This is a genomic window from Reyranella sp., assembly GCF_050185545.1.
Taxonomy (GTDB): domain Bacteria; phylum Pseudomonadota; class Alphaproteobacteria; order Reyranellales; family Reyranellaceae; genus Reyranella.
Genome location: NZ_JBFWZI010000043.1, coordinates 19507 through 39049, shown reverse-complemented (window position 1 = coordinate 39049; position 19543 = coordinate 19507). Strand labels below are relative to the sequence as shown.

The window sequence follows — 19543 nt, the reverse complement described above, 5'->3', positions numbered from 1 at the left end:
ATGGACGGCACCTACTCTGCCCGCGCCCGGGCGGCAAGTGCCAACGCCGCCTCGACAATGCCATCGGCCGCGCGCGCCGGCGAGTAGGTTGCCATGCGCTCGGCCAGATGACGCCGTGTCGCCGCGCCATCGAGGGCCAGAACGCTTTCGATGGCCCGTGCGCAGCCGGTAAGGTCGCCATCGGCAAAGGTGGCGCCCGTGACGCCGTTCTCGACAAGGTCGGGGGCACAGCCGATCGCTTCCGACACCACGGCAGGCACGCCGCAGGCCATCGCCTCGTTGATGACCAACCCCCAGGTCTCCGACGAGTTGGACGGCAGCACGATGACGTCGGCCGAGCCGTAAACGGCCGGCAGCCGGCTCTGGTTGACGAAGCCGAGGAAAGTGGTCGGGACCTTCGTTTCCGCCGCGACCCGCCGGAGCTCCGGCTCGAGTTCTCCCGATCCGGCGAAGACCACCTCCACGGCGCCGATCCGGCGGCTCACCATGTCGGCGGCACGGAGGACATCGACCGGCCGCTTGCGCGCCATCAGCTTGCCGACGAACAGGATTCTTGGAACGCGCCGCTTTGCTGCTTCATCAGCCAATCGGTCCCGGCGCGCCGCCTCGGCCGCAGAACCGAACAGCGCGTTGTCGATGCAGTGTGGCGAGAAGAACAGGCGTCTTGCCGGCACGCCATAGTGCAACAGGTACTCGCGGTTCCTCTGACCGACATAGAGGAACCCGTCGAAGCGACGCAGCACCTGGGCAAAGACCAGCCGCTTCGCCAACCTTACCCAGGCTCTTTGATGACCGCCAAGCTGGGAGTCGCCGCGGACCAGCACCGTCACACCGGCCTTCCGCCCCGCCAGGACGCCCTGCCAATAGGTGCGCAAGGCCCAGCCCGGCACGACAAGAGCGTCGAACCGGCCCTCGGCGATCTCGCGGCCGATGCCCGGCGTGTCGCACCCATTGAAGCGGTCGGTCGAAGGATGCCGCGCGACGTTCTGCAGGAACTTGCTCTCGTAGCCACTCAGAAGATCGATGTCCCACTCGAACGCCACGCCGAAACCGGCATCAGCCTGACCGGCTGCCGATTGCCTGTGAGCGAAGAAGACCTGCAGGTCGCAGCGGTTGGCCAGCGCGCGGAAAATCGGCGTGTAGTACTGGATCGGATGGCTCAGCAGGAAGCCGATGCGGGGGACCGCCATGTCACGCGGCCCTGTCAGGCGGCCTAGGCATTCGCATATGGACAAAGATTCCGTCATCCCGAGCGAAGCCGCCTGAAGGGCGGCGCAGTCGAGGGACCCTTCTCGCTGAAGTTGCAACAAGAAAGGTCCCTCCACTACGCCGCGCCACGCGCGGCTCCGGTCGGGATGACGGGAATTTTTCCATGTGCGAATGCCCTGTCAGGCGGCCATATCACGGTTGGCCCGTCACGCGGCCCTGGCGACCCTGCTTTGCGCATAGGCCCGCTCCAGCGCATCCACCATCGACCGCGTCGATTCGCGAGCGGTGTAGGATTGGAAGGCGCTCCAGTCTACGGAGCCCGGATCGTACGTGTTGTCCTCGAGCAACGATCGCAGTCCTTCGGCCGTCGCCGCGGCTGTCGGCAATTGCGTCTCGGTGACGGTCAGCACCGTTCCGGCGCGTGCCCGCCGCACCATGTCCACCGCGGTGCTGGCCTCGTGCAGCATGCCGAAGATCGGTCGACGCGACAGGATCCCCTGGAACACCTTGGATGGCGTGTAGTGTGGCTCGGTCGAGCCGAGCACCAGGATGCCGTCGCTGTTGATCAGGTGATTGAGCGCGTCGACATAGCCGATGCGATGTGGATGCTCGTTGATCATCTGTGCGACTCCGAGACGCTCGGCGCGCGGCAGGACCTGGTGGCCCCTGGGGTCGTCGGGCGCCGTTCCGGTGCCGACGAAATGCGCGCAGATCCGCTCGGCGAGGCGGGGCGCCTTGTCGCGCAGCACGCCGAGGCCCGACAGAAACGTGTCGAGCACGGTCAAGCCGCGTGGCAGCAAGGCGCCGGCATAGATCAGGTTGATCCGCCCGTCACCCTGCTTGAACAGGAAGGGCGGCCGGTGGAGGCCGCGCACGATCTCGAACTCCTCCGGCGAACCGCCCATCGGCATGGCCGCCACCACGGCCGTCCTGGCGACCTCCGGATTGCGATCGAGCATGCCCTGCACGTAGCCCAGCGACATGCCGGTCACCAGCGAGATGCCCTGCACCGCCCACGGCTCGAGCACATTCCCAAGATGATGGGCGCCCCACGCCCGGCTGAACACCTTCTCGACACCGGGCCAGCGATGCACCCAGGGATCGATGTAGTCGATGCCGAAGGGGATGCCGAAGCGGCGATGAATGAGCCGCCCGACGCACGCCAGGAAGTTCGACGGGATCGTGATGATAACGAAGTCGATCTGGCCCGAGCGGGCGAGGTCCGCGAGCACGCGATAGGTGCCCATGAAGGCCCGCACGCCGATATCGCCCACAAGCCGGATCGGCTTGTTGGAATAGGTCGGGGCATGGATCACCCGCAGGCCCTTCGGCACCAGCAGCGCGAGGTCGGGGTCCGGCCGTTCCTCGTACATCGCCGGATCGCCGGTAACGATGATCGGCTCCCAGCCGAACTCGGGCAGATACTGCGACCACAAACGCGCGCGCTGGCCGCCGACCAGATTGCTGGGAGGAAAGTGCCCCGTCACCAAGGCGATGCGTTTCATCCTGCTGTCCCCAGGCGGGTACGGACCCGCTCGTACAGGTCGAGGTACTGCGCCACCACGGCGCGTGGCGAGAAGCACTCCTCGGCGCGGCGTCGGCAGGCCGCCCGGTCGAGCGTGGCGACGCGTTCGACTGCCGCGCATCCTTCCTCGATCGACTTCACCAGGAAGCCGTCGATGCCGGGACGAACGATCTCCGGCAGGGCGCCGCGCGGACAGGAAATGATCGGCGTGCCGCAGGCGAGCGACTCGGCGAAGACAATGCCGAACGGCTCATCCCATTGGATCGGCACAACCATCGCCAGCGCCTGGCGCAGCAACGCATTCTTCTGCACGTCGTCGACCGGCCCGACATACTCGATGCCGTCGCGGCCGATGCAGGGCAGGATCCGGTCGGTCCAATAGGCGCCCTCCTCCCCGCTGGTGGCGTGATTGCCCGCGATGATCAGGCGCCGCCCGGTGCGGCGCGCCATCTCGATCGCCCAATCCGCCCCCTTGATCGTCTCGACACGGCTCAGGAACACCAGTGGCGCATCGGCGGGTACGCCGGCATTGAACTGCAGGGCGTCGGTGTCGGTGAAATTGGGGATGCCGTACCACTCGCCGCCAGCCGGCCGGCCGCGGCGGGCAATGTACTCGCTGCAGCCGGTGAACGTCACCACCCCCGGCTTGGCCAGCCGCAGCGCCATGCGAATCGTGCGCATCGTCGGATAGCGCTGGTAGGTCATGATGATCGGGATCCGCCCGCGCAGGTGCGGCGTGAGATAGGCGAGACGCGCGAAGCTGTGGATGACGTGCGGCCGGAAGCTCCTCACTGCCTTCGACAGCGTCCAAGTGTTCATCACCGTGTCGGGCGTCGACTGGGAGATCAGCCCGGGCCACGGGAAGAACCTGTTTGCCGGACATTCCGAGCCGGGCCTGGCGACCAGGGCGAGCTCGTGTCCGGCGGCCTGCAGGTGACGCACCAACGCATCGACGATGCGCTCGATGCCACCGTAGGTTTTCGGCGGCACCTCGATCTCGGGATCGACGGTGAACAGGAGCCGCATCAGCGCGCGCCTTCGATGCAAGCGGGGCTATCGCATTTGATAGAAAACACCGTCATCCCGACCGACGCCGAGCGCAGCGCCTGCCCTGAGCGTAGTCGAAGGGAGGCGTAGTAGAGGGACCTTTCCTTTTGCGACGTCGAGGAGAAAGGTCCCTCGACTGCGCCGCCCTTCGGGCGGCTCCGCTCGGGATGACGGAGGAGAATGGCATATGCGATAGCTGTGCCGATGCAAGGGTGCCGGTTCGCGATCAATGGCGCCATGCCGGACCTGCGCTCGCGCCCTCGAACGCATTGGCGACCGCAGCCAGCAGCAATCGCTGCTCGACTTCCCAGTTGTAACGCTCGCGGCCGAGCCGCCACGCCGTCGCCATTGCTTCCTCGAGCGCACCTTCCGTCCCGCACAATTGGTCGAGAGCCGACGCCATGGCCGCCGGCTCGGCCAACGGGACGACGGCAGCCGCCCGGCCGAGATCGACGGCCAGGGCGCGCTGCGCCGGCGTGTCGCTCAGCATCATCGGGATGCCGGCAAGCAGGTAGATGAAGATCTTGTTGGTGAGGCACAATCGGCGGCTTTCGCTGACATCGGTCTCCAGCGACAGGCCCAGGTCGTAGTCGGCCGCGAGCCTCACCATCTCCCCGGGAGAGGCCAGCGGCAGCAGCCTCACCCGGTCAGCGATGCCGAGGTCGCCAGCCAGCCTCATCAGCGTATCGCCGTGACCCCATCGGTTGCTGCCGCGGAGGTCCAGCGTGACGTGGCACCTGGCGAGAGCCATTGCCCGAACGAAGGCCTGGAGGCCGCGATCGAGGCCGATCGTTTGCGAGAACCAGTAGGCCTTGATCCTGACTGGCGACCGCTCGCGTGGCCTGGGCTGCTGCGGCGCCATGGCGAGCGGGAAGACGTTCAGGATCGTGGTGGGGGTGATGCCATAGCGTTCGGCATAGGCGCGACCAATCGACGGCGACGCCGCCGTGCTGTAGTCGCAACCCGGCAGGGTCGACCGCTCGACGGCTGCCACCATCCTCATGCGAAAGTCATCGCCGGCCCTACCGGTGCCCTCGCCGGAATGAAAGTCCTCGGCATCGAAACCGAGCAGTGCCCCATGCCGGCGCGCGGCCTTAGCTGCCGCCGGCAGAGCCGCGACATAGTGAGCGATGTACAGGTCGGCCTCGATCGCCCGGACGGCGCGGATCATGGCGCCGACCGGTGCGCCGCCCGCCGCGCGACAGGCCAGGCTCAGCGGGACCCTTTCCCCCATGGTCCGCGCGACCAAGGCGCTCGCAGCAGACCGCAGGTTCAGGGCGCGCCGGCGGGCAATGCGGATCACCCGCCACGGCGCGCTTGCCACGAGTTCGTCGTCGAATGCCCGGACGGATTCGGAGAAATCGGACAGGACGGTGGTCACGTCGTAACCTGCCGAATGGAGTGCGTCCGCCTCCTTCAAGAGCCGCGGGTTCGACGCGAGATTGCCAGGGCTCACGATGCATACCCTCCGCGGCTCGGGCACCGATCAGCCTCGCCGCTTCTCGCCGCCGGCCGGCTCCGGCACAGGCTCGAACTGCAAGGGGCCGCTCAGCCGCATCGCGTGCGTACCCTGACCCAGGCTCTGGCTGAAGTCGAAAGGTATGCCATCGGGGCTGCAAAGCTCGACGGTGAACCGAACCGCGTTATCGACGCGATGATCGCCATGGTATTTGTTGTAGTTGGTCATCAGGTCGAAGCAGTACTGACCCGATGCCAGGAAGTACGGCGCCAGCGTGAGCGTGCAGCCGTAGCGGCCGGCCGCGCTCGGCAACGAGATGGCGCTGAAGATGCTCGAGGAGTAGTAGGCGATCGGCAGATTGTGCTCGTCGCGCAGCACGACATCCAGCGACATGCCGGGCATGCCGGTGGTCTCGATGACAACGCGAAGCCTGAGCGGCGCACCCGGCTCGTAGCGGTCGGTCGGATGGCCGTCCTCGTTCAGAAGCGATGCCTCGAGCAAGGTCGCGTTGGTGCCCCGGCCCCAGTCTCGCTCGACGCTCATGCGGCTCAGGGACTCGGCATAGTGGGCGACGGCATCCTGGATTGGTCCATCGAACGACAGGACCCCGCCGCGGAACACCAGCGCACGGCGCGTGAGCGCGCTCACCGCTGCCATGTTGTGGCTGACGAACAGCACGGTGCGGCCGGCGTTGGCGACCTTGGACATGCGGTTCAGGCAGCGCGCCTGGAACTCGGCATCACCGACCGCCAGAACCTCGTCGACGAACAGGACTTCGGTCTCGAGATGGGCAGCGACGGCGAAAGCCAGTCGTGCGTACATGCCGACCGAATAGCGCTTGACCGGTGTATCGAGGAACTTCTCGATCCCCGAGAAATCGACGATCTCGTCCATGCGCGCGCGCACCTCGCGCTGGCTCATGCCGAGAATGGCGCCGTTCAGGAAGATGTTCTCCCGGCCCGTGAGCTCGGGGTGGAATCCGGTGCCCACCTCGAGCAGGCTCGCGACGCGCCCGGTGATCTCGACCCGGCCCTCGGTCGGCTCGACGATGCGCGACAGGATCTTCAGCAGCGTCGTCTTGCCGGCCCCGTTGTGGCCGATGACGCCGATGACCTCGCCCTGCCGGATGGTGAAGTTGACGTCCCGCAGAGCCCAGAATTCCTCGATGACGTCGCCTTCGATGACGCTCTGCCCGCGCAGCAGGTCGATGCCCTTGCGCCATATGTTGCGGGCGCCGCGCATGACGACCTCGCCGAAGATGCCTTCGCGGTGGACGCGATGGCCGATCAGGTATCGTTTGCCCAGCCCTTCGGCGCGGATGACGGTATCCGGCATGATCAGATCAGGTCGGCGAAGCTGCGCTCGGTGCGGCGAAAGCTCCGCGTGCCCCACCACAGCATGACCCCGATGACGACCAGGCTGAGCGCGAAGCCCGGCAGGTAGATCGGGCTGTCCCCGCCCAGGATGCACCAGCGGAAGCCGTCGATGACGCCGACCAGCGGATTGAGATTGTAGAGAAGCTTCCAGTCATCCGGCACAAGGGTGGCCGAGAAGCCGACTGGAGAAATGTACAGCCCGACCTGGATGACGAAGGGTACGACGAAGCGGAAGTCACGGAACTTCACGATCATGGCTGCCAGCCACATCGCCGGACCAAGGGCTGCCAGCAGGGTGAGCACGACGAACCCCGGCAGCAGCAGGATCTGCCAGCCGGGAATTACGGCGTACCACAGCATCAGGCCGGCTAGAATCACCAGGCTGACGAGAAAGTCGATCAGCGCGACCACCATGGTCGCCAGCGGAATCACCATGCGGGGAAAGTAGACCTTGCTGACCAGCTGGCCGTTGCCGACGACGCTGGCTGCGGCGTCGCCCAGCACCGATGAGAACAGGGTCCACGGCAGCAGGCCGGTGAACACCATGACGGCATAGGGCGCCCCCGCCTCGCTCGGCAGCTTGGCGATCCGGCCGAACACCACGGTGAACACGACCATGGTGAGGAACGGTCGCAGGAACGCCCAGGCGATGCCGATCACCGTCTGCTTGTAGCGCACCGCGACGTCGCGCCAGGCCAGGATGAAGAACAGCTCGCGATAGCGCCAGAGGTCCAGCCAGTACTGGCGGTCGGCGCCACCCGCCTCGAGGACCAGCCGCCGGACAGAGTCGGCTTGGGAAGTGCTCATGCTGCACCCCTCATACGACGCGGCTGCGCCAGAAGGCGAGCCAGGAGTCGACCGGCGGCGGCGGCAAAGTGCGGTCGACGGTAGGGCTCGATGGCAGCGGGATCGACCTTGCCCTGCCTGAGCAACCGCTGGATTGCGTCGACAAGCGCGGCCTGGTCGTTGGGATCGACGACGACACCCACTCGGCCATCGGGGATGGCATCCCTGCTGCCGCCTCCTGCCCCTCCGACCACGCGCAGGCCACACGCCGCCGCTTCCAGATAGACGATGCCGAAGCCCTCGTCCGAGCTTGGCATCACGAACAGATCGGCCAGGCGATAGAGATCCGGCAGATCGTTGTCGGGCACATAACCCAGGAAGCGCACGGCATCCCGGTCGCCGGCCAGCTCGGCGGCGCGCTGCTCCAGCCGGGCGCGATCGTCGCCATCGCCTGCCACGACATGGACGAGATCGGGGAAGCGCTGCCGCAGGATCGGCAAGGCAGCGAAGATCTGCTCATGGCCCTTGTAGCGCTCGGTCGAAGAGATGCGGCCAACCGTGAGCAGCACTGGCCCCGATCCCAGTTGCAGTCGCGCTCGCGTTGCCTCCGACGGCGGACCGGGCGTGAAGCGATCGTCGACCGTGTTGGGCAGGACCCGTACGCGGTCGGGTGCGAGATCGACCCAGTCGAGCAACAATCGTCGCGTCGCCCGGCTTACCGTGCTCACCATGTCGGCCGCCTCGATCGCCCGGCGCACCATGTCGCGGCGGTCGGTCCAAACCTCGGCGCCATGCGCCTGAAGCCAGTAGCGCGCGCCTGTCAGACGAGCCACCAGCCGCGCGAACGGCGCCATGAACACATGCCCGCAGAAGACCACGTCGACCGGCCAGCAACGCCAGATGACGCCGAGCGACGCCAGGCAGAATCTCAGTCGATCGAGCACGGCTGGAAACTGCTGGATGCCGGCCGGCAATGACAGGCCCTCGGCACTGCCGTGCCGGGGCAGGACGAAGACTTCCGCGCCATGGCTGACCAAGGCCTCGAACAGGTCGCGATTGTAGCGCGCAATGCCGCCCCGCATGCCGTAGGCATCGGTGACCAGGGCCAGGATGCGGGTCGTCATTGCCATCTCATGCCGGCGCCGGCGCGGCCCAACCGTGTTGCCAGACGCGCACGGCCCAGGTCCGTGATGCAACCGAAAAGTCGGCACCTTGGTCTGCAGAGGCTCCGGCCGCGGCGCGCAGCCAGCGCCCGAGCGGGGTGGCGAAGCCGGTCTTTGGCCTGTTCAGTATGGTTCCGGGCAGCGGGGGAACCGGCACCGCGGCCACCGCCTTCTTGGCGTCGATACGCGCCAGCACATCGCCGGGCGGCAGGCTGGCGAGAAAAAATGGGTCGACATACGGTACCCGGATCTCGACGCCGTGCGCCATGCCGGCCCAGTCGGCATCGCGCAGCAACTGATTGCGCATGTAGAGCGCCGTCTCGAGCGCCGCAACCTTGTCGAAGGCGCCGAGCGGCCGGCCTGCCTGCAGCTGGGTGGCGATGCGGCTCAAGGGAGCCAGCCGTCGCAAGCCCTCCCGCAGCACGGTCGGCTCGAGGAGGTCTTCAAGCTCCCAGGGCATGTAGACGCTGCGGCGCAGCATGTAGGCGCCCGCCCAACTGCCGCCATACTCGAGAATCCCGGCCATCTTGGGATGGAGGCCGAGACCCCTGGCAACCGCGGTCGTCAAGCCGTGGCGGGCCAGCACGCCGAGGCCGGGCAGCCAGGAGAAGGGCCGGACCCAATGCACGCTGCGCGGCACGTCGAAGAACGATGGATAGCCGCCGAAGCACTCGTCGGCTCCCAGCCCGCTCAAGGCGACCTTGATGCCCGCCTCGTGCGCCGCCTTGGCGACGAACCAGGTGTTGATCCCGTCGATCGTCGGCAGGTCCATGGCATCGAGGATGGCCGGCAGATCGTGCTCGAACTCCGCTCGATCGATGGTCCGCACGATGTGGCGTGCGCCATAGCGCTTTGCCACCTCGGCGGCCAACGGCACCTCGTCGTGAGGCAGGCCATCGAACTCGCTGAATCCCAGCGTCACGGCCGACACGTCGTGCGCGCCGAGCTCGGCCATCGTCCCCAGCAACGCGCCGGAGTCGAGGCCGGCCGAAAGAAAGACCGCGACCGGCACGTCGGCCACCAGATGATGGCGCACCGAGTCGTGCAAGGCCTCGGCGAGCTGCCGGCGCGGATCGACGGTCCCGCCCTCGCCCTTCGCAGCCCGATCGGCGAGCGCCGAGGCGATATCGTAGTAGCGCCGCGGCGCGCCGGGCCCGCTCGTATCGACGGCCAGCGTCGTGCCGGCCGGCAGCGCGTGGATACCGCGCCATACGGTGAAGGGCTCCGGTACGCTGCCGAACAAATGGAAACCCACGATGCCGGCCGGGTCGGGCTCGCACTCGAGCTTTCCGCCGGCCAGCAACGCCTTGGCCTGCGAGGCGAAGCGCAGTGTCCAGCCGTCGTCGGCCCAGTACAGCGGCTTGATGCCGAGCGGATCGCGCGCCAGCAGCAGGATGCGCTTCTCGGCATCCCACAGGCCGAACGCGAACATGCCGCGCAACTTGCCGACCATCTCAGCGCCATGCTCGGCGTAGAGCTGCAGCATCACCTCGGTATCCGAGCCGCTGCGAAAGGCGTAACCCTTGGACTGCAGCTCGGTGCGCAGCTCGCGATAGTTATAGATCTCGCCGTTGAAGGTAATGGTGAAGCGACCGCAGGCGCTGTGCATCGGCTGGGCACCGCTGTCGCTCAGGTCGATGATGGCGAGGCGGCGATGGGCAAAGCCCGTGCGGCCGTCATCGTTCAGCCACAGGCCGCTGCCGTCCGGTCCACGCGCAACCATGCGGTCGTTCATGCGCACAAGCTCGGCACGATCGACCGGCGAGGCAGGTCCCAGATAGGCGTGGATGCCGGCTATTCCACACATAGTCGACGAAGGGCTTCCAGGAACATGAGCGGTCAGCGGGCGCCGGTACCGTGAAAGATGACCGCGAAGGTGCGCAGCACGATCACGAGGTCGAGCCACAGCGAGCAATGCTTCAGGTAGTAGAGGTCGTACTCGAGCTTCGAGCGCATCTCATCCGCCTCATGGGCGTAGCCCTGGTTGATCTGCGCCCAGCCGGTCACGCCCGGCCGCACGATGCCGCGCAGCGCGAAGTGCTCGATGTCGCGCACGTAGCGCTCCTCGAGCGTCGCCGCTTCCGGCCGCGGGCCGACCCAGCTCATGTCGCCCATCAAGACGTTGATCAGCTGCGGCAGCTCGTCGAGCCGGCTGCGCCGCAGGACGCCGCCGACCCTGGTGATCCGTTTGTCCGACGCCGTTGTGAAGCTCGGCCCGCCGGCTCCGTGATACATGGTACGGAACTTGATCATCCGGAACGGCTTGCTGCGCCGGCCGATGCGTGTCTGCACGAAGAAGATCGGGCCAGGACTGTCGAGCCGTACGGCAACCGCCACGATCGCCATCACCGGAAGCAGAAGCGGCAGGCACAGCACCGTCAGGAAGAGCTCGACGAGCCGGCGAATGACGAGATATTGCCGCGACGGCAACAATGCCCCGAATTCGTTGGGCGTCAGTCCGCCGAGCGGCGTGCGGCCGGTCAGTGACTCGAGGATGTACCGCCGATCGAGCACCGGCACACCGGCGAGCGCGGCGTCGGCCAGTGCCGCCAGCTGCCCCTTCTCCAGTTCGCCCCCGAGGTCGGCGACGATGGCATCGATTCCGAGGCGCTGCTGGCGCACGAGGTCGAAATCGAGCCAACGGCAGGTGCCCAGCTGCGGCATGGCGGCGATCGAGCTTTTCGGAATGACGGCATAGGCCCGCACCAGGTAGCGCGCCCGCAGCTGGGAGACACCCACCATCCACAACATGGTCAAGAGGCCGGATCCGAAGAACTGGACGCGCGAATAGTCCAGCCTCAGCAGCAGCAGCACGGCAGCAAACAACGCATAGGTGAGAACTGCGACCGGCGCCACGTAGCCGAAATTGCCCTGCAGGGCAGCGCGTGGAAAGGTGTCGAGACGGCGCGCGCAGTACCAGACGAACGAATAGGCGAGCGCCGTGGTGATGATGGTAAGCTCGGCGCCTTGTACGCCGTGCGAAAAAGGCTGGCCGACGGCATAGATCGGGATCGGCAGCACCACGCAGAACAGGAAGCCGACCATGGCGTCGACCCATGTCTCGATGAAGCGTTGCGGTGCCGAACGCAGGGCTGACGTGGCGGTGGGGCCCCGTCCCGAGGCATGGCTCCGGGAATCGGCAGGCAGCACGCCGGAAAAGCCGCTGCCGGTGAATTGCCCTTCACCACGGCTGTCAACTGGCGCGGTCATCGATTGAAAGCGTCCGTCATGCCTCTCCCGAGGGCAATTTCGAAACTCACCGTATGCCTCCCAATGGCATACATTTTCACCCGAAGTGATTATAATTGAGAGCATCCTGTCAGGTAAATTGCCTTTGCCTTCCGTTCTGGGAAGCAAAGGCTCGCGACCAGCCGATGGCGAGCATGGCGGTGACGGCAAATTCGATGGCCGGCATCTGAAGGCTGAAATCGATGAATGAGTGGAGAATTGGCACGACCGGCATCGCCAGGGCAGCGACGGAGAGATAGCGCGATCCACGCTGCGCCCTGAGTGCACCGCGCAGGCAGACGGCCAAAGGCAAGAGCACAATGGCGAAGGCCACGATCCCCCCGGGAATGCCGAGCTCGACGAGGAGCTCGAGCGGAGTCGAATGGGCAAGGTCGTTGGCCTGGGTGAGCGCCGGCGGCTGAAGCACCGTGTAAATATCGGCGAAGCTGCCGAGGCCCCAGCCCAGCCAGGGTGATTCGCGAAGCGCGTGCAGCGATGCCAGCCAGATGTCGAGACGGTTGCCCCCATCGTGGGCCTTCATCGATTTGGAAATCAGCGCGCCGCTGGCAAACAGGCCGACGACGAGGACCAACACCAGCGCCACGAGAAAAATCCGCGTCAACTCCGGCCGTGAACGCCAACGGCCCCGCATCAGCAAACCGATGGCAAGGCCAACGCCAACCAGGGTGGAGACGAAGCCGGCTCGCGAGGCAGATATCAGGATGCCGCTCAGCAGGAACAGACAGATCGCCAGCAGGGTCAGGCGAAATCCCGTTAACGAGGCGATAACGCCTTCGACCTCCTCATAACCGTACAGGACGAGGCGAGGCTGCGGACGAGGCGCAAAGATCAGGGCGACCGCTGCCACGATGCCCATTCCGAGATAGGCGGCGAACGAGTTGCTGTTGACGAAGGTGCCGGACATGACGCAGGCGTCGGTCAACGAGGAATAGCCGCCCTCCTTCTTGAGATAGCCACCGACATAGCAGGAGTTGGTCGTGATCTGCATCGTGATGCCGTAGGTCATCACCAGGACGGCGCTGGCGACGAAGAACATCAGGAACAGCCGCGGGCGGAAGGCACGCCGACCGAGCGCACGAACCATCAAGAAGATGGCACCGCAAGCCATGGCCTTGAGCAGGCTGTTGCGTTCGGCGTCGACGGCCAATGAAGGCACCGGCGTGTTCGCTGCCCCCAGCAGCCTCGCCGCCCGTTCGTAAAACCATGCCGCCGCGGTCGCCGGCATCCAGCTGGTCATCTGCAGCAGCACGATCACGATGAACAGCGCGAACAGAGCGAGCAGAACCAGCAACGGCTTGCGCTCGGCGTCGGCGACCTCGAATCCGGACCGAGTTCCCAGGCCGGCGGCCATGGCGAGGCCCAGCAAGCTGATGACGATCACGATCGGCCCCCAGGCCCAGTCGCGGTTCGCACCCATCGGTATGGACGAGAAGGCGATCACGCCAAACAGCACCACCATGACCAGCCAGTCGGCGGCCTGGCGCATCACCGCCAGCACCGCCAGCCGCCGTCTGTCCGTCTCCTCGATGTCGCCGCTCATTTCTTCCGCACACCCCTGATCAGCTTCTCGAGCTCGTCCTGGGCATTCTGATCGTCACCCAGGGCATGGCGCAGGAAGAGCTCGTCGATCGGCGAGCGGATGGATTCGGCAAACCAGCGGCGGTCGGTGCTCAGGCGCCAGGTCTGGGCGACATGCGCGACGACCCGCTCGCGTTCCTCGGGTGTGAAGAATCGCCAGTTGTCGAAGATGAGCTGCAGGCGGGGCGGCCATAAGACGTTGAGCATCGGCGCCGTGTCGATCGACATCAAAAGCGCGGACACGACATTTGCCGACGCGCCGTAGAGCGCCTGGCGGACGGAAGCGAGCTGCGCCCAGGCGATACCCCGAGCGGGGTCGTTGGCGAGACCGAACTCGAGATCGGCTTCGGCTTTCTTCAGCCAGCTCGCACGTTGCTCGTTGCTCACCGGGAGCACAGTCGCCAGTGCCGCGCCAGCCAGCAACTCAGCTCGCTTGAGGCGCCGGCCAGCGACCGGATCGGCATCGACAGCCCGATCCAGCGCCTGCATCGCTGCCAGCACGGCGGGCAGCTTCAACGGCTGCCGCGTACGCAGGTCGAACATGACCCTGTCGGCCTTTTGTGCTTCCACCGCGCCCGAAGCAACCGGCCATGCCAGGTACATCAGCACGGCGCAGCCACCCCCCAGAACCGCCCGCAGCAGCCACTCCATCGGGATCGACGAGAGAGCGTCTCCAATGCCACTCCCGGCCCTGGATGGTCGTGCGATCATTGCCGCATTCTACTCAAAAAGTGCATAGGAATACGGTTCATGAGTGAACCCGGCCGCAATGCCCGTCGCGGGCGGTCGCCTCCCGCTAACGGCCGACAACACGCAGCCAAGCCGAGCTCGGAAAGTGCTTGCCCCTCTGGCCCGCGAGGCCGTCAATCTGATCGTTGGGCCGATACTTGGGAATCAGGCGTTGCAACCTGTCTGCCGCAGCGTAGTGGATCATGCTGAGGCAAACTTCCAGGCGATAGCGGTCATTGCCGGTCAGGAAGGCGTAAAGCAGCGTGCTCTCCTGGGGGAAGAAGAGATCGCTGTCGAGGGCGCCGCGCGTGTAGTCGTAGGGGAAATAGATGTCGTGAAAATGCACCCAAACGCCATTGGACAACCTCGGCAGCACTTCATGGATCAGATAGTTCACCTCGCTGCCGGCTTCACGGCGTGGGTGGAATCGACGAACAGGAGATCGCCGGTCCCCAGCGCCGCGAGTTGCCAATAGTCGACGAGCTGGGCCGGCTGGGCGACCAGACGGATAACGCCCTTCCTTTCCGCCTCCTTCAAGTAGGGGCTGGGATAGGGTTCGATGCAGACGATCTCGGGCTTCTCGCCGACCGCTTCGGCAGCCATCGTGATGACGGCCGTGCTGACCCCGCATCCGACCTGAATGATGCGCCCGGGCTTGTTGGTGGCGACAAAACCGAACAGGACTTCCGCGTCGATCTCGCCGTACCCCCCGTCACTGCCGCTCCCGGCGATCGCCTCGGCATGGATGGAGCGCTGACGGAGGCGCTCCGTCTGCGGCGCGAGCCATTCGCCGAGCAGCGCCATCTGGCCGTCGATGTCGCGATGAGCGACACCGTACATGCTGCGCGGCTTGCGCCAGTCGGTGCGCCGCGCCAAATCGTCGAGATCGGGAACGCACGAATAGAAATGTGCGGGAAGAAGATTGATGCCGGCGCGCTGCAAGACGCGAAACGAGCGATGCCAGCTGTTCTTGGCCAACGTCTTGAAGGCCCGGACGCTCACGTCGGCCCCTTGCGACCGAACTGCTCGAGCCCCGATCTTCCCTTCGGCGTGATGCCATAGACGCCACGTTCGATCCGTTCGAACCATCCGTAGAAATCCTGCTGCAGGATCTTCGCCGCGTTCGGTACGTCGGCGGCGGCGCGCATCGCCTTGGGCGCCATCGGTCCATTGACCACCAGCAGCCCGGCACAGCGCAGGGCTTCCTGGCGATAGGCCGTCATCAAGGGAACGCGCGACGTCGAGCCTCCGATATTCGGATCGCCAACCCGACGTGCATGCTCGCCCAGCAAGCGGCCCTTCTTGTGCTTGTCCAGGCGTGGCCGGTAGGGCGCAGGATCGAGCACGATCTCGGCGCGCCCGGTCTCGACCACGAGCAGGCCCAGGCCCAACCGGCGGCACAGCTTCCGCACCGCCTTCATCGGCTTCGGCCACTTGCCGACGGCAAGATAGACCCGTTCCGACAAGGCCAGGCGGTCAATCCCCTGAAAGACCAGCGAAAGGCTGAAACTGCGCTTCAGCTCCACGACCACCGGCGGTTCGTCGCCGCGCACCCCGACCACGTCGCAACCCCGCACCTCGCCCTTGACGACGTAGCCCTGTCCTTCGAGAAGTGCCTTCACCGGCGCATAAAGGTCGCTCTCCAACGTCATGTTTTAATAGTATAACACGCCTTCGTGCCGGACGGCTCGGTTACCGGGGGAGCCATGAGGATGGAATTGCCGCATCCAGGCACGACGAACGGATCGAAGCCCGGGCGATGAGCGCTGTGGATCGCCTGGGCTTCGGCTGCGTCGCCCTGGCCGGGCTGGCCAGCCCTCGCCGGGCCCGCGACCTGCTGGAGGGCGTCCTCGAATTGGGTATCCGCCACTTCGACACGGCGCCGGTCTACGGTCGCGGCTACTCCGAGCGGCTGCTGGGCGACTTTCTGCGCGGCAGGCGCCATCAGGTAAGCATCGCAACCAAGTTCGGGCTGCCGTCTGGACGGGCGCCCCGCTTGCCGGTGGGGCTCGCCATGCGCTTGAACGCACTGCGACGCCGCCTGCAGCCCCCACCCGCGCCCACGAAGCCGACCGACGATCCACCCGCAGCCGACGCCGAGCCATTGCCCCGTCGCATCGAACGGGCCGAGGTCGAGTCATCGTTCGACGCCAGCCGGCGTGCACTCGACACCGACACCATCGATCTCTACCTCCTGCACGAGGCGTTGCCGGCCTCTCTCGCGCCGGCCGCTCTCGACTTCCTGCTGCAGCTGCGCGCGGCAGGCAAGATCGGCCAGCTCGGCGTGGCGGCCCACGGCAGCCGTTATCTTGCGCTCACCCCGGCGGAGCTCGCCGACTGGGACGTATTGCAATACGAGTACGGGCCAGCCTGGCCGCAGCATGCCGAACTGCCCAACCGGTTTCCCTCGAAGATCCACATCTTCCATAGCTGCCTTCGTGGCGTGGCGCGCGATGGCCGCGCACCGGGGCGCGCCCTGGCGGGCTGCGTGTCGGCGAATCCGGGTGGGCGGGTTCTCTTCTCCTCGACGAACTTGGCCCACATCCGCGACAATGTCGGGGCGCTTGGGCCATAACCCGGCAGGACATGCCGTTCATCGACGCCAACACACAGTCGCCCGACGGCAATCGGGCGGCGTTCGACGTGACAATCGCCGGCGCGGGCGCTGCAGGCATCCTGCTCGCCGCCCTGCTGTCTCACCGTGGCAGGCGCGTGCTGGTGATCGAGAGTGGCCATTTCGAGCTCGACGACGACCGCCAGAGCCTCAACGAGATCGAGCAGACCGGCAAGAAAATGTCGAATGCCGTGTGGAACCGCAAGCGCGCGATCGGCGGCACGACGACGGCCTGGGGCGGCCAGTCCCTGCCCTTCGGCAGGCTTGATTTCGAGAAACGTGACTGGGTCGAGCACAGCGGCTGGCCGATCGCCTTCGACACGCTGCAGCCCTACTACGACATCGCCAACCGGTTCATGGGGGTCGACGAGCGCAACTACGATTCGGACATGCTCGGCTTGCTGGATCGCCGCGATCCGGGCTTCGATCCGGCCCTGCTGCACTATCACTATTCCAAGTGGGCGAGACAGCCCAACTTCTACAAGCTTCACCGGCAGGTCCTCGAGCGCGACGTCACGGTGCTCTACAACGCCCACCTCCTGCGCATCGATCTCGCGCCCAATGGCCGGGTCCAGACGATCGAGATCGGCGACTTCCGCGGCCGGCGCCGGACGATGCCGGTCAAGACCCTGGTGCTCGCGTGCGGGGGCGTCGAAGCCAATCGCATCCTGCTACTCAACGACCATCAGATGGCAGGCGGCCTCGGCAGTGCTTCCGGTTGGCTCGGCAAGGCCTTCATGGAACACCCATGCCTCGACGCCGGCTACGTCGATTCTTCGGACATGCGGGCGCTGCAGGAATTGTTCGGCACCCGCGTGCGCGGCGGACGCCGCTATTCTGTGCGCCTCAGCGCCGGCGCCGACTGGCAGCGCACCAACCGTCTGCTCAACATCTCGGCCAGCCTGATGTGGCTCTACGAAGGCGATGCCATCGGCCCCTTGTCCGAGTTGAAATCGTTCGTCGGCCAGCCGCGGCTGGCGAGCGCGCTGAAGATGGCCCGCAGCAGCCGACAGCTTGCTACGGGCCTGTGGACGCTTGCGCGCAGCGGGTTGATCTACAAGCCGGGCGCGGCCGCCAAGCTCTCCCTGATGTGCGAGCAGCAACCGTCATGCGACAGCTACATCGCCTTGAGCGGGGAGCGGGATCGCTTCGGCGCGCGCAAGGCGCGTCTGCACTGGCGCATCGGACGCCTGACCTGGGACACCGTCCTGAGCTTCTGTCGAACCCTGGGCGAGGAAATCCAAAGACTTGGCTTGGGCCACGTGCGACTGTTCGATACCTTGCAAGCCGATGCCGCCGATTTCGAGAGCCATTTGAGCGACGTCAATCACCACATGGGCGGTGCTCGAATGAGCACGTCGCCGAACGACGGTGTCGTCGACGATCAGCTGCAGGTCTGGGGAATCCCCAACCTCTTTGTCTGCAGCGCCGCCGTGTTCCCGACATCGTCGCATTCAAATCCGACCCTGACCTTGCTGGCCCTGGCGGCGCGATTGGTCGATCGCCTGTCGAAGGCGGAGCGGCCGGCGGCAGTGACATCATGAGCCGCCGCAAAAAGCTCTCCGCCGCGGCCGCACGACGGATCGCCCTCGCCGCCCAGGGCTTCGCCGCCGAACGACCCGACGGTTCCGCCAATGCCGGCCATGTCAAGCGCACCATCGACCGGCTGGGTCTGCTGCAGATCGATTCCGTCAACGTTCTGGCTCGTGCTCATTACCTGCCGTTGTTCTCGCGTCTGGGCAACTACGATTCGGACCATCTCGACCGTCTCGCCTGGGGGCGCAAAAGCCAGCGTGGCCTGTTCGAGTTCTGGGCCCATGAAGCATCGCTGCTGCCGTTCGACAGCCAGCCCCTGCTGCGCTGGCGGATGCAGCGGGCCGCCGCAAACGCCGGCGACGGCAAGGCCAAGCTGCACCAGTTTCGCCGCGAGAAGGCCGCCTACATCGACGAGGTCCTGCGCGAGATCACCGACCGCGGCCCGATCGCTGCGTCCGAGCTGTCGAACGGCGGTGCCGGCCGCGGCGCGTGGTGGGGCTGGAGCGACGGCAAGCTGGCCGTCGAATGGCTGTTCTTTGCCGGCCTCGTGACGACGGCGACGCGGCGCGGCACTTTCGAACGCGTCTACGATCTCACCGAGCGCGTCCTGCCGGAGCGCGTGCGCAACCTTCCCACCCCGCCGGCCGAGGAAGCCCAACGGCAGCTGCTGCTCCTGTCGGCACGCGCGCTGGGTGTTGCAACGGAATTCGACCTGCGCGACTACTATCGCCTCGGCGTCGCCGACACCAAGGCGCGCCTGGCCGAGCTCGTCGAGGCCGGTAGTCTCCTGCCGGTCGACGTCGAGGGGTGGAACTATCCGGCCTATCTCGATCCGGAGGCACGCCAGCCGCGGCGCGTCGAGGCGCGCGCCCTGCTGGCACCTTTCGACCCCCTGATCTGGGAGCGTGACCGCACCGAGCGGATCTTCGATTTCTTCTATCGCATCGAGATCTACACGCCGCAGGCCAAGCGCAAGCACGGCTACTACGTGCTGCCGTTCCTGCTGGGCGACCGGCTGGTCGGACGGGTCGACCTCAAGGCCGATCGTGCGAACTCCACCTTGGTCGTCCCCGCCCTGCATCTCGAACCCGGGCAGGATGCGCGCGTCGTCGCCGGCCCCTTGCGCGAGGAGTTGCGCCTGATGGCCGACTGGCTCGGCCTCGAAAACGTATCCCTGCCCCGCGCCGGCGCGCTGGCAAAGGCCATGGCGACGGTGCGATAAGGCTGGCGTGCCGCGGCCGCGGCAATCCGAATGCAAGCAAGGGATGTCCT

General features: G+C 66.3%; 18 protein-coding genes. 4 read left to right on the top strand and 14 right to left on the bottom strand.

Annotated elements, in window-relative coordinates; translation table 11 throughout:
* Positions 1–11: 11 nt before the first annotated feature.
* The 10 genes from AB7O82_RS14490 to AB7O82_RS14445 all read right to left on the bottom strand — a co-directional run bounded on the left by AB7O82_RS14490 (position 12) and on the right by AB7O82_RS14445 (position 13165).
* The gene (locus AB7O82_RS14490; protein ID WP_428540574.1) at positions 12–1190 is read right to left on the bottom strand and encodes a glycosyltransferase family 4 protein; all 1179 of its coding nucleotides are present in this window, start codon (positions 1188–1190) and stop codon (positions 12–14) included.
* Positions 1191–1415: 225 nt separating this feature from the next.
* On the bottom strand, positions 1416–2714 hold the full coding sequence (locus AB7O82_RS14485; RefSeq protein WP_428540571.1) for a hypothetical protein: 1299 nt from the start codon (positions 2712–2714) through the stop codon (positions 1416–1418).
* Entirely contained in the window at positions 2711–3760 is a 1050-nt protein-coding gene (locus AB7O82_RS14480; protein WP_428540568.1) for a glycosyltransferase, read from the bottom strand. The genes AB7O82_RS14485 and AB7O82_RS14480 overlap by 4 nt, the downstream gene beginning before the upstream one ends.
* A gap of 247 nt (positions 3761–4007) precedes the next feature.
* Positions 4008–5237 (bottom strand): hypothetical protein, encoded by a 1230-nt coding sequence (locus AB7O82_RS14475; RefSeq protein WP_428540565.1) that lies wholly within the window; start codon positions 5235–5237, stop codon positions 4008–4010.
* 30 nt (positions 5238–5267) lie between these two features.
* Entirely contained in the window at positions 5268–6575 is a 1308-nt protein-coding gene (locus tag AB7O82_RS14470) for an ABC transporter ATP-binding protein (protein WP_428540562.1), read from the bottom strand.
* Between the two features lie 2 nt (positions 6576–6577).
* Positions 6578–7423, bottom strand: coding sequence for an ABC transporter permease (locus AB7O82_RS14465; RefSeq protein ID WP_428540559.1), 846 nt, complete (start codon positions 7421–7423; stop codon positions 6578–6580).
* Positions 7420–8526 (bottom strand): glycosyltransferase family 4 protein, encoded by a 1107-nt coding sequence (locus tag AB7O82_RS14460; RefSeq protein WP_428540556.1) that lies wholly within the window; start codon positions 8524–8526, stop codon positions 7420–7422. The genes AB7O82_RS14465 and AB7O82_RS14460 overlap by 4 nt, the downstream gene beginning before the upstream one ends.
* A gap of 7 nt (positions 8527–8533) precedes the next feature.
* On the bottom strand, positions 8534–10372 hold the full coding sequence (gene asnB, locus AB7O82_RS14455) for an asparagine synthase (glutamine-hydrolyzing) (protein WP_428540553.1): 1839 nt from the start codon (positions 10370–10372) through the stop codon (positions 8534–8536).
* A 32-nt stretch (positions 10373–10404) separates the two neighbouring features.
* Complete coding sequence (locus AB7O82_RS14450; RefSeq protein ID WP_428540550.1) at positions 10405–11775, bottom strand: sugar transferase; 1371 nt, start codon at positions 11773–11775, stop codon at positions 10405–10407.
* A 109-nt stretch (positions 11776–11884) separates the two neighbouring features.
* The gene (locus AB7O82_RS14445; protein WP_428540547.1) at positions 11885–13165 is read right to left on the bottom strand and encodes an O-antigen ligase family protein; all 1281 of its coding nucleotides are present in this window, start codon (positions 13163–13165) and stop codon (positions 11885–11887) included.
* Positions 13166–13184: 19 nt separating this feature from the next.
* Here AB7O82_RS14445 and AB7O82_RS14440 point away from each other — a divergent pair, with 19 nt between their 5' ends.
* Positions 13185–13373: a hypothetical protein gene (locus tag AB7O82_RS14440; protein ID WP_428540544.1), complete on the top strand. Its 189-nt coding sequence runs from the start codon at positions 13185–13187 to the stop codon at positions 13371–13373.
* Here AB7O82_RS14440 and AB7O82_RS14435 read toward each other — a convergent pair.
* The 4 genes from AB7O82_RS14435 to AB7O82_RS14420 all read right to left on the bottom strand — a co-directional run bounded on the left by AB7O82_RS14435 (position 13351) and on the right by AB7O82_RS14420 (position 15773).
* Positions 13351–14103, bottom strand: coding sequence for a hypothetical protein (locus AB7O82_RS14435; protein ID WP_428619645.1), 753 nt, complete (start codon positions 14101–14103; stop codon positions 13351–13353). The two genes, AB7O82_RS14440 and AB7O82_RS14435, sit on opposite strands and share 23 nt — an antisense overlap.
* Positions 14104–14188: 85 nt before the next feature.
* A complete protein-coding gene (locus AB7O82_RS14430; protein WP_428540538.1) occupies positions 14189–14518 on the bottom strand; it encodes a hypothetical protein in 330 nt (109 codons plus the stop codon).
* Positions 14515–15123, bottom strand: a complete 609-nt coding sequence (locus tag AB7O82_RS14425; RefSeq protein ID WP_428540535.1) for a class I SAM-dependent methyltransferase — start codon at positions 15121–15123, stop codon at positions 14515–14517. The genes AB7O82_RS14430 and AB7O82_RS14425 overlap by 4 nt, the downstream gene beginning before the upstream one ends.
* On the bottom strand, positions 15120–15773 hold the full coding sequence (locus tag AB7O82_RS14420; RefSeq protein WP_428540532.1) for a DUF2161 family putative PD-(D/E)XK-type phosphodiesterase: 654 nt from the start codon (positions 15771–15773) through the stop codon (positions 15120–15122). Before AB7O82_RS14420 ends, AB7O82_RS14425 begins: the two co-directional genes overlap by 4 nt.
* Before the next feature lie 107 nt (positions 15774–15880).
* Between AB7O82_RS14420 and AB7O82_RS14415 the strand changes: the two genes are divergently transcribed.
* From AB7O82_RS14415 to AB7O82_RS14405, 3 genes are read left to right on the top strand one after another with little or no spacing between them, the layout of a single operon-like run.
* Complete coding sequence (locus AB7O82_RS14415; RefSeq protein WP_428540529.1) at positions 15881–16696, top strand: aldo/keto reductase; 816 nt, start codon at positions 15881–15883, stop codon at positions 16694–16696.
* An 11-nt stretch (positions 16697–16707) separates the two neighbouring features.
* The gene (locus AB7O82_RS14410) at positions 16708–18279 is read left to right on the top strand and encodes a GMC oxidoreductase (RefSeq protein WP_428540526.1); all 1572 of its coding nucleotides are present in this window, start codon (positions 16708–16710) and stop codon (positions 18277–18279) included.
* Positions 18276–19493, top strand: a complete 1218-nt coding sequence (locus AB7O82_RS14405; protein ID WP_428540523.1) for a winged helix-turn-helix domain-containing protein — start codon at positions 18276–18278, stop codon at positions 19491–19493. The genes AB7O82_RS14410 and AB7O82_RS14405 overlap by 4 nt, the downstream gene beginning before the upstream one ends.
* Positions 19494–19543 lie beyond the last annotated feature (50 nt).

What these genes read in the sequence shown, in the direction of transcription:
- AB7O82_RS14480 (WP_428540568.1), bottom strand. Translation starts at nt 3,760, where the DNA reads ATGCGGCTCCTGTTCACCGTCGATCCCGAGATCGAGGTGCCGCCGAAA.
- AB7O82_RS14405 (WP_428540523.1), top strand. Translation starts at nt 18,276, where the DNA reads ATGAGCCGCCGCAAAAAGCTCTCCGCCGCGGCCGCACGACGGATCGCC.
- AB7O82_RS14410 (WP_428540526.1), top strand. Translation starts at nt 16,708, where the DNA reads ATGCCGTTCATCGACGCCAACACACAGTCGCCCGACGGCAATCGGGCG.
- AB7O82_RS14415 (WP_428540529.1), top strand. Translation starts at nt 15,881, where the DNA reads ATGAGCGCTGTGGATCGCCTGGGCTTCGGCTGCGTCGCCCTGGCCGGG.
- AB7O82_RS14465 (WP_428540559.1), bottom strand. Translation starts at nt 7,423, where the DNA reads ATGAGCACTTCCCAAGCCGACTCTGTCCGGCGGCTGGTCCTCGAGGCG.
- AB7O82_RS14445 (WP_428540547.1), bottom strand. Translation starts at nt 13,165, where the DNA reads ATGGCCGCCGGCCTGGGAACTCGGTCCGGATTCGAGGTCGCCGACGCC.
- AB7O82_RS14440 (WP_428540544.1), top strand. Translation starts at nt 13,185, where the DNA reads ATGACGATCACGATCGGCCCCCAGGCCCAGTCGCGGTTCGCACCCATC.
- AB7O82_RS14490 (WP_428540574.1), bottom strand. Translation starts at nt 1,190, where the DNA reads ATGGCGGTCCCCCGCATCGGCTTCCTGCTGAGCCATCCGATCCAGTAC.
- AB7O82_RS14435 (WP_428619645.1), bottom strand. Translation starts at nt 14,103, where the DNA reads ATGATCGCACGACCATCCAGGGCCGGGAGTGGCATTGGAGACGCTCTC.
- AB7O82_RS14485 (WP_428540571.1), bottom strand. Translation starts at nt 2,714, where the DNA reads ATGAAACGCATCGCCTTGGTGACGGGGCACTTTCCTCCCAGCAATCTG.
- asnB (WP_428540553.1), bottom strand. Translation starts at nt 10,372, where the DNA reads ATGTGTGGAATAGCCGGCATCCACGCCTATCTGGGACCTGCCTCGCCG.
- AB7O82_RS14470 (WP_428540562.1), bottom strand. Translation starts at nt 6,575, where the DNA reads ATGCCGGATACCGTCATCCGCGCCGAAGGGCTGGGCAAACGATACCTG.
- AB7O82_RS14460 (WP_428540556.1), bottom strand. Translation starts at nt 8,526, where the DNA reads ATGACGACCCGCATCCTGGCCCTGGTCACCGATGCCTACGGCATGCGG.
- AB7O82_RS14420 (WP_428540532.1), bottom strand. Translation starts at nt 15,773, where the DNA reads ATGACGTTGGAGAGCGACCTTTATGCGCCGGTGAAGGCACTTCTCGAA.
- AB7O82_RS14450 (WP_428540550.1), bottom strand. Translation starts at nt 11,775, where the DNA reads ATGACCGCGCCAGTTGACAGCCGTGGTGAAGGGCAATTCACCGGCAGC.